We start from the raw sequence: 8,394 nt of genomic DNA on the forward strand, positions 1-8,394 counted from the left end.
CATCATCGGAAGGCCTCGACCTCTATCTCGTCACCGACGCGCCCGCCCCGGCTACACCCCGCCTGCACTCTCGTTTGCGATGAGCCGTATTTGGCTGGTTTGTCGCAAGGCTATTTGGCCCTGTCGTTGCCTGATTCCGGGACTTCTCGCCGCGTCCCATATGTAAGGTGTCGGTAGACCGTGGCGCGGGGACTCTAAGCATCTTGCCGATGCCGGAAGCGCTGCTTCCTCTGTCTTGGAGGTCCTTAGCTCTGGCAGCGGCAGCGTCCTCTACTTTGCGGGGCATTCCGTCGGGGCGGTTGTTGGCCACGGCGGAGGTCGCTCTTAACTGGAGCTATTCGACGTCATCAAGTCAGGGTAGAACCTGCGGCTCGGGTGCGGCAGTGGGATGCCGGCCGCGATATCCGCGATGCTTGCGGGTACTCGGAACGGGTCGACCTGGCCATCAGGAAAGATTTCCCGCTTGTAATGATTCACTTCATGCTCCAACTGCTGAATCGACTTTGTAACCCCGAACGCACCCGAATGCCATGAGTGCATTTGGCGTTGATAGATTAATGATCCGATATCGCCTGCAACGGCCTTCGATAAGTGTCCGGCGTCGCGGGGACGAATAACCCTATCGGCGACGAACCGGGCCTCCATTACGAATGGACTGGTGTCCGCCAGCACCTGCGCAACTGCCAACCGCAACTACGCCGCCGGCAGCTCAACCATCATTTCGTCACTCGTACCCATACCCTCGGATTCCAGCCACACTGACCCTCAGTAGTTTCACCTTGCCATATTTGCCTGCAGGGAGCAGTCCTCCGACCGAACGCTCGTCCACGACCCACCAGCACAACAACTTCCCGGGCCCCGAATCGGGTCCTTCGACCTTGCTGTTCGATGCACAACAGATTCCCGAATGCCCACCTAAGCAAATGCTCGGCGCCGCGCGACAGGTGCGCCGCCGAACCAGAGCGGATCCGCCATCGCGGATTTTCGGCAAGAGTGCCGCGTAGAACGTCAATCGCGGGCAACGCCCCCATTCCCGCCCAAGCTCGTCAAAGGACCTAATCTGCTTTGTTGAGAATAGGACATGTGAGACATATTGCTGAGACATGGCACGGTCGCCAGAACCGCCGTGAATGCTGGGCCTCGACCAACTGCAGCCAAGCCGGCCGTCGCGTCCCGGCAAAGGATCGGTCAGTGCAACAGTTAGAGTTGCAGGTTTATGCATACGGCCGCATATCCGTTCATTAGCGGGCAAGGATGAAGTCGACTGGTCAGATTAGGGTGGGACGGTTGGGTGGGTCAGCTGTGTGGTGCCTTACGTTGCGTCCATGCTAGACCGACCGGCTTCAGCACGCGGCGGGACGGGGATATTCCGTTCAGCCGACTCCTGGGGATGACGACAAATGATGCGGGCATCCTCAGCATCAGTCGTCTCCTCAGCTGCCTAACGACAGGGCTAATTGGCATGCTACGGGGCACTGTGGCTTTCGTTCCCCTGGCATCACCATCGGTTCCGTCGGCCGTCAGTTGCCTCGATACGCGCGTCTGGTGCTTAGATGCTGCGGTGGGTGCGGACGGCGGTTTCGAGGGCTTCGAGCCGTGGTGCGAGCAGGGCGTCCACGACCAGGGGGTCTGTTTTGTTCAGGCCCTGCATCTTCCGTCGGGTGGTGGCCGCTGTGTTGATCTCGTGGTCCCCGGCCGTCAGGCCGGCAAGGATCTCGGTGACCACATCAGCTACTGGGCGGCGACCGAAGCCGAGGTCTTCCCCTGCGGTGGAACTGGTCATCATGTCCGTGTCGGTGGCGCCGGGGTAGGCGGTGGCCACGTGCACGCCAGTGCCATGGACTTCGCGCCTGAGGGCTTCGCCGAAGTGGGCTATCCCGGACTTCGTGGCAGCGTACACGGTGTAGAACGGCAGCCCGGTGAGGGCTATGCCACTGGAGATGGCAAGGAGGATGCTTCCCCGCTGGGTCGCGGATTCTTTCAGGGAGGGCAGCAGGGCCCGGGTGAGCAGGATCGGGGCCGTGAGGTTCAGATTGATCATCGCCAGCACGTCCTGCTCCGGCAGGTTTTCCATGTGACCTGCCCGCACGTTGCCGGCGTTATTCACCAACAGGTTCACCGGGCCCTGCCGCCGGGCAGCTCCGGTGACCCTGTCGACAGCACCTGGTTCAGTGATATCGGCAGCGAAAACCTCTGCTTGCCCGCCAACTGAGCGGACCCTGTCCGCTGTTTCCTCGAGCAGCTCCGTCCGTCTGCCTACCAGCAGCAGGTTCCCGTGCTGGCGTCCGAATTCGACGGCGAGGGCACGGCCGATACCTGTGCCGGCACCGGTAATGACGCCGGTCCTGTTCTCAATGTCCATAAATCATCCTTCCGAAATGATGCTGTGGTTGTTGATTAGAGTCCAGTTGAGGTGGTGAAGGTTATCTGAGGGTAGGGGGTACAATTTTCGACGGAATCGTCCATCTCCACGAAACAGCGCAACCAAACACGAGGGCCGCCCCGCCAACCGTTCCCCAGATCAGGGCCATTAACCACAACGGCATCGTGCTCCACCTTTCTCCATGCGACGGCGGTAACGATACCGGCAGGATATGCGCATTACCTCTCTGGACCGTTTCGGGTCGACATGACCCAATTTCAGACGTAAGTCGAAAACCAGTCAGCAGTGCATTGACTGGTAGAACCATGCCCAGGTGGTGCGTATGAGTGTGCTTCGCCGCGACTCTGCGGCGGGTACTCCATAACGGCTGTAGCTATTCTGCCAGCGGCTCCCCCGTGGGGCGTGCAGCGGGTGGCTTGGCAGAGTGTGCTGTAAACCGGTTTTTACCCATGGGTTCGCCTTGATTCAGCCCACGTGAACCCATGGTCTGCGGGACACTTCCGGTTCGGCTTCGCGTAGTACTTCCCGGGTGACTGGTGCAATTTCTCCTTCTCCGGTGATGAGGAACTTGAAGAGGTTCACCAGTGGGTCTCCCTCGGTCCAGCGGAAGTAGACGTGCGGCATGAGTCCGGTGATGTCGCGGATGTGGAGCATTACTGCGGCAATCGTGTTGGGCACGTTCGAGCTGTGCACCTGGAGGATACGGTAACCGTGGCGGGTGATGCCGCGCACGTCTAGGTGGGCTTCGAACTCTGATGAGTCATCGACGATTACCTCAATGAATAATGGCCTATCCGTAGGGCTGATGTGGCTGACGGTACAGGCGTGGTCGAACTTGCGGCGGTATGCTGCGGCGCTGAGCCGCTCGGGCTCGTGTGCGATCAGCGAGATTTGGCCGGAGTCCGGTGCCGCGACGAAGGTCAGGGCTTCGTCGTCGAGGGTGATGGTTGTCGCACGCAGTTCAAGCGCCCGTCGCGCTCTTGATGCGAAGGACACCACGAGGATACCGAGGATGAACAACGCGGCGATGCCGGCGCCGTCGGGGCGGTCCCAAATGTTGGTGAGTGTGGTCCAGATGAGGATCAGGGAGATGACACCGAATCCCAGTGCGGCGGTGTGTTGGCGGCGGCGGCGGGCGGACAGTGTCACGGCTACCGAGGCTGAAGCAATCAGTACCAGCACGCCGGTGGCGTAGGCGCCGCTTTGGGCTTCGACGTCGGCCTTGAAGGCGACGGTGACCGTGGCGGCGACCGCGGTGAAGACCATAACCATGGGCCGGACGGCCCGCGACCAGGCCGGTGCCATGCCGTAACGGGGGAGATACCGTGGCACGAGGTTCAGCAGTCCGGTCATGGCGGAGGCGCCGGCGAACCACAGGATGGCGATGGTGCTCACGTCATAGAGCGTTCCGAAGCCTTCACCAAGGTACTTGTGCGCAAGGTAGGCCAGGGCGCGGCCGCTGGCTTCACCGTCCTCCTCGAACTCGGCTGCGGGAATGAGCAGGGTCGTGACAAAGCTCGACGCGATCAGGAAACCGCTCATGATCACGGCGGCCGAGGTGAGCAATTTCTGGGCGCCGATGATCCGGCCCTGGGGACTCTCCGGCGTGTCGTCGGGGGCACCCTTGATCTGCGGCATGACGACAACCCCGGTTTCGAATCCAGATAGCCCGAGCGCGAGTCGGGGGAAGACCAGCAGCGCGACGGCGATCATCGCCAGGGGATTGCTGTGCTGGGCGGTAAGTGTTGTCCACCAGTGGCCGATGGGTGCGGGATCGGCGGCGATCTGCGCGGCGGCGGTTATCACCACCACGAGGTTCAGGATGAGGAAAGCCGCGACGAGGGCAACGGCGATGCCGATGGCCTCCTGGAACCCACGAAGGAAGACGACCGCGAGGAGCAACAGGAACATTAGGGTCACGGCCACTTCCTGGCCATGGATCCAGGTCGGAGCGAATGGGTTTTCGATTAGATGGGCACTGGCGTCAGCGGCGGAGAGGGTCATGGTGATGATGAAACTGGTCGCGGCGAATCCCAGCAGTGCGAGAACGAAGAGCTTGCCCTTCCATTTGGGCAGTAGCTTCTCCAGCATCGCGATGGAGCCTTCACCATTGGGGCTTTCCTGGGCTACGCGTTTGTAGATCGGTAGCGCGCCGAAGAGTGTGACGACGACGAGGATGAGCGTGGCGATAGGGGCAAGCGCGCCCGCTGCAGCAGCTGCGATTGCCGGTTGGTACCCGAGGGTTGAGAAGTAGTCGACGCCAGTCAGGCACATGACTTTCCACCAGGGCTGCACAGTGGAGTTGGTTCGGCGCTTTGGCTTGCGCTGGTTCTCGTCGTCAAGAAGCCAGTGGCCGAGCCGACGGGCCCGGCGGGACTCGACGAGATGATCTTTGATGATGCTCACAGGCTTGAATGTATGCCCGGCTTGGTGGGCTGACAGGGCTTCTTTATGAATCCTTAACGCCTGTCCGCGCCGGTTGTGCCCAACGTCACTTTTATGACTCGGTAGCATCGCAGCCCGGCACCGACGTCAGGGCTCGAACCGGTATCCCATTCCGCTTTCGGTGATGAAGTAGCGGGGACGGGTCGGGTCTGGTTCGAGCTTGCGCCGTAGTTGGTTCAGATAGACGCGCAGGTACTGCGCTTCGTGGGCGTACGCGGGGCCCCACACGCTCAGCAGGAGTTTTTGCTGTCCGACAAGCTGGCCAGGATGACGCACGAGCAGTTCAACGATCTTCCATTCAGTGGGAGTCAAGCGCACCTGCTCGCCGTGGCGCTCGGCTTTTCTGCCAGCGAGGTCCAGACGGAAATCCGCTGTCGTGACCACCGGCGTTCCTGGCGCTGCGACGAACCGTCGTTCGGCTGCGCGTAGGCGGGCCAGCAGTTCCTCGAGGCCGAATGGTTTAGTGACGTAGTCATCAGCCCCGGCGTCCAGCGCCTCGACCTTGTCTTCCGGGCCGTGGCGGGCCGACAGGACAATGATCGGCACCTGGGTCCACGTGCGAAGACCGGCAATGACCAGCACGCCGTCCATGTCCGGAAGGCCAAGGTCAAGCAGGACCAGGTCCGGGCGATGCTCCGATGCCGCCACAAGCGCGGACGCGCCATCGGTGGCTGTCACCGGGTGGTAGCCGTGGGTGCGCAGGTTGATTTGAAGAGCGCGCAGGAGTTGCGGTTCGTCCTCGACGATCAGGACCGTGATCACTGCCTTACCCCCGTTGAAAGGGGGAGCCGGATGATCATAGTCAGACCGCCGCCCGGTGCAGGTTCGGCACGAAGTTCCCCGCCCATCACTTCGGTGAATCCGCGGGCGACGGCCAGCCCCAGACCAAGCCCGGCGGTGCCTGCATCGTCCAGCCGCTGGAATGGTTGAAAGATGCGCTCGATCCCGTCCTTGTCGACGCCGCGGCCATGGTCGCGGAGACGCAGTTCGCCCGCCGGGAAATCCCCGACCGTGCCGGAGACCGCAGCAGTGACCACAATGTCGGATCCACCCGCGTGCTTTTGTGCGTTCTCGGCGATATTGGCGATGACCCGTTCGAGCATTCCGAAGTCGGCCTGCACGGGCGGAGGATTGGGCGGCAACAGGATGCGGACATTTTCCGAGGGCATGCCCTGCAGGGCGGCCGCTACGACATCCGGCCAATGCACGGGTCCGAGGTGCGGGGTAGCGGTATCTCCGCTCAGCCTCGACATGTCGAGCAGATTATCGATCAGTGACGCCAGCCGGTCTGATGAATCCTCTATGGTGCCGAGTAGTTCGGCTTCCTCGTCGGGGGAGAAGTCGATGCCCTGCTGCCGCAGGCTAGTGACCGCGAGCTTGATGGCGGCAAGTGGCGTGCGCAGGTCATGCGAGACGGCCCGCAGGATAGCGGTCCGCATGACGTTGCCCTCGGCCAGGTGGCGGTTCTTTTCGGTACTGGTCAGTAGTTGCTGCCGTTGACGTAGCGCAGCCAACTGGGATCCGAAGGCAACTAGCAACCGCTGTTCCCGTGCCGTCAGCGCGTGACCATACAACACCAGCTTCAGGCCACCTGGGACGAGAGTGCTGGCATCACCCACTCCAGCTGCCTCGCTCCCGGCAGGATCCCCGAGATCAGGCAAAGTCACCTGCCTGCCGGATACCGTGAGCACCTTCCAGGTGCCGGCCTCGGCCGAGCTGCGGCCGTCGTCCTCATCGCCCCGGGCATAGAGTGCTGCTCCCGCCATCCCGAAATGGGTGCGGACGTGGTGGAGGAAGCTTTGCAGTGTGTCCTCCGCTGCCAGCACACCCCGAGCGAGTTCTCCCAGCGTCGCAGCATCCGCCGAAGCGATCGCGGCCTCCCGGGAGCGTCGGGCCGCGAGTCCGACCACCAAAGACACGGAAACCGCAACGGCCACAAAGATCAGGAGAGTAAGCAGATCCTCGGCATTGGTGATTTCCAAGGACCCGAACGGCTCGGTGGAGTAGTAGTTGAGGATGAGGCTGCTCCACAGGGCGCAAAGCAGCGCTGGCCATAACCCACCAACCAGCGCAACTGCCACCACACCGGCGACCTGAAGGAGGACATCAACGGCAAGGAAGTCGCTACCCGCGAAGAAGATGCCCCACTCCAGCAGCGGCGGGAGTGCAAGCGCCAAAACGAAGCCGGTGAGGGTACGCACAGGGCCAAGTTCCGGTGCCGCTAATCGAGCCATGCCGGAATTCTCGCAGGTCATCAGACCTTCCGGCCTATCAGAACCTGGAGGGAGAACATCGCAGGGAAGTCACCCACCCATACTCGTCGCCGACCAGCCCAAAACCATCCCGTAAGCCCATCCATCAGTGCGACACGGTCTTCAAGAATAGTTACCAAGAGAAGTAGGTGATTTTTTTGGCGGTCAAGGTTGGGGGTTTTGGTATTAGACATTCCGGCGTTAGCCGTTTTGTGGAGCATGATGAAGGGTTTCACTAGTTCCCAGGAACTACCGAGCGCGGTGTCGTCGGGATGCTGGTGTGCTGTGTTAGCCGATGATGGGGCGTTCGTCGGGGTATCGGAAGAGCTGGTCGCGGTTGCGTAGGGCGAGGGCTGAGGCGAAGCTGATTGGGCCGATGCGTCCTGCGAACATGAGGGCGGTGAGGACGTATTTTCCTGTCGGGGGGAGTTCTTCGCTGAGTCCGACACTCAGGCCGCAGGTCGCGAAGGCGGAGATGACTTCAAAGAGGATACGGTCCATTGGTTCGTCGGTGACTGCCATAAGCATCCCCGTACATATAAGGACGATTGTCGCTCCCAGTGTTAGCGGCCATGAAAAACTGCCCATAGGCGGCCACGGAATTGCCCACTGACGGCCAGTAGAACTGCCCGTTGGTGGCCATGAGATCTGCCCACTTCTTGTTTCGGAACCCCGTCCGCTTATGCGGCGGGAGCCTCTTCCCGGGGTTTGATTGCGGTGTCTAAGACGCACCAAAGTCGCCCGGGAAGAGGCCCTGTTATGAAGTTTGACGGAGAAATCATGGAAATTCTTGCTGCCTACGATCTGACTGGATCGTTGCGGGCTGCGGCCGAGCTGACCGGTTGCTCGCATCACACTGTTGCCCGGCATGTTGCCGCCCGCGACGCTGGGAAGCCGATCGCCGAGCCGGCTTATCGGGGCCGGGTCACGGATGCGTTCCTGCCCAAGATCGAGGAATGGGTCGAGGCGTCCAAGGGACGGATCCGCGCCGACAAAGCCCACGACAAGCTCCTCGCGCTGGGCTATGAGGGATCGGACCGTTCGACCAGGCGGGCGGTCGCGCAAGTCCGCGCCGCGTACCGTCTCGGCCATGTCCGGGTGCACCGGCCCTGGGTGACGGAACCTGGCATGTGGTTGCAGTACGACTTCGGCGACGGCCCGGTCATCGACGGTCGCAAGACGGTGTTGTTCGTGGCGTGGCTGGCGTGGTCCAGATTTCGGATCGTGATCGCTTTGCGGGACCGGACCGCGCCGAGCGTGTTCGCGGCACTGGATCGCACGTTCCGGACCATCGAGGGCGCTCCGACCTATGTG

At 61.8% G+C, this 8,394-nt stretch carries 4 protein-coding genes and 2 pseudogenes; 1 reads left to right on the top strand and 5 read right to left on the bottom strand.

The genetic code is table 11. From position 1 onward, the window contains the following. Positions 1-1,549: 1,549 nt before the first annotated feature. The 5 genes and pseudogenes from Y704_RS0101630 to Y704_RS0101650 form a co-directional block, all read right to left on the bottom strand. Positions 1,550-2,362 (bottom strand): SDR family NAD(P)-dependent oxidoreductase, encoded by an 813-nt coding sequence (locus Y704_RS0101630; RefSeq protein WP_026548836.1) that lies wholly within the window; start codon positions 2,360-2,362, stop codon positions 1,550-1,552. A 486-nt stretch (positions 2,363-2,848) separates the two neighbouring features. Beyond that, positions 2,849-4,657: a hypothetical protein gene (locus Y704_RS0101635; protein ID WP_026548837.1), complete on the bottom strand. Its 1,809-nt coding sequence runs from the start codon at positions 4,655-4,657 to the stop codon at positions 2,849-2,851. A 258-nt stretch (positions 4,658-4,915) separates the two neighbouring features. After that, on the bottom strand, positions 4,916-5,590 hold the full coding sequence (locus Y704_RS0101640) for a response regulator (protein WP_026548838.1): 675 nt from the start codon (positions 5,588-5,590) through the stop codon (positions 4,916-4,918). Continuing rightward, on the bottom strand, positions 5,587-7,062 hold the full coding sequence (locus Y704_RS0101645; RefSeq protein WP_162149344.1) for a sensor histidine kinase: 1,476 nt from the start codon (positions 7,060-7,062) through the stop codon (positions 5,587-5,589). Before Y704_RS0101645 ends, Y704_RS0101640 begins: the two co-directional genes overlap by 4 nt. 306 nt (positions 7,063-7,368) lie before the next feature. Then, positions 7,369-7,647, bottom strand: a pseudogene (locus tag Y704_RS0101650) (potassium transporter TrkG); the annotation flags it as partial. Between the two features lie 192 nt (positions 7,648-7,839). On the opposite strand from Y704_RS0101650, the pseudogene Y704_RS0101655 reads away from it, so the two are divergent. Further along, positions 7,840-8,394: pseudogene (locus tag Y704_RS0101655) on the top strand (DDE-type integrase/transposase/recombinase); the annotation flags it as partial.

The sequence above is a fragment of the Arthrobacter sp. Br18 genome, assembly GCF_000520555.1.
Taxonomy (GTDB): Bacteria; Actinomycetota; Actinomycetes; order Actinomycetales; family Micrococcaceae; genus Arthrobacter_D.